The following is a 1,028-nucleotide window of genomic DNA, read 5'->3' on the forward strand; positions in this document are numbered from 1 at the left end:
GCAGTTCTTTTTCCCCTGCCGCTGGATTGTCTGGCAGCTGCCGCTGCTGATTGGCCTGGCCTGCGCGCTGTTCTATGCCTGGCTTACCGGCATGCAGCCACCCGCGCTGCGAACCTGCGTCGCACTCGCCGTCGGCTGCGGGCTGCGGCTATCCGGCAGGCGCTGGTCGTCATGGCAAATAGGGATATGCTGCGTGGGCGCTATTCTGTTTGCCGATCCGCTGGCCGTGCTATCTGACAGCCTGTGGCTCTCGGTGTTTGCCGTGGCGACGCTCATTTTTTGGTACCAGCTGGTGCCGCTGCCCCCGATATCGCGAGGCTGGCTGCTGCGCCAGCTGCTGGGGCTAAGCCACCTGCAGTTCGGGCTAATGCTGCTGCTGTTGCCGATGCAGATTGTTATCTTTCACGGTATCAGCCTGACCTCGTGGCTGGCGAACCTTGTTGCCGTGCCGCTGGTCACTTTTGCCATCGTGCCCCTTATTCTGGCAGCGATGCTGCTGCACCTTTGCGGCCCTGCGGTGGTTGAGATGGCGCTATGGCTATCGGCAGACCGCCTTCTGGCGGCGCTGTTCTGGTTTCTGCGCGGGCTGCCGCAGGGCTGGCTGCCGCTGGATTCTCGCTGGACGGGCGTCAGCGTGCTGCCCTGGCTGCTGCTGATTGTCTGGCGCTTTCACGCCTGGCGCTCGCTTCCGGCGCTGTGCCTGAGCAGCATCGTGCTGCTGAGCTGGCCCTTCTGGCGGCCGATGGCGAAGGAGGAGTGGCGCGTGACGATGCTGGACGTTGGGCAGGGGCTGGCAATGGTCATCGAACGGCAGGGCGCTGCAATCCTCTATGACACCGGCCTGGCCTGGCCCGAGGGCGACAGCGGTCAGCTGATTATCATCCCCTGGCTACGCTGGCACCATCTGCGGGTGGAAGGGATTATTTTGAGCCATGAGCATCTTGACCACCGCGGCGGCCTGAATTCGATACGCCAGGTTTGGCCAGCGGCCTGGATACGCAGCCCTCTGGGATGGGTGGGGCATCGCG

1 protein-coding gene is annotated in these 1,028 nt (G+C 63.9%); it reads left to right on the top strand.

What is annotated here, in order from left to right:
• On the top strand, window positions 1-1,028 hold a 1,028-nt coding region (locus PFH44_RS27910), incomplete at both ends, for a DNA internalization-related competence protein ComEC/Rec2 (RefSeq protein WP_283826886.1).

This window comes from Klebsiella sp. Ech2A, from assembly GCF_030078455.1.
GTDB lineage: Bacteria > Pseudomonadota > Gammaproteobacteria > Enterobacterales > Enterobacteriaceae > Klebsiella > Klebsiella terrigena.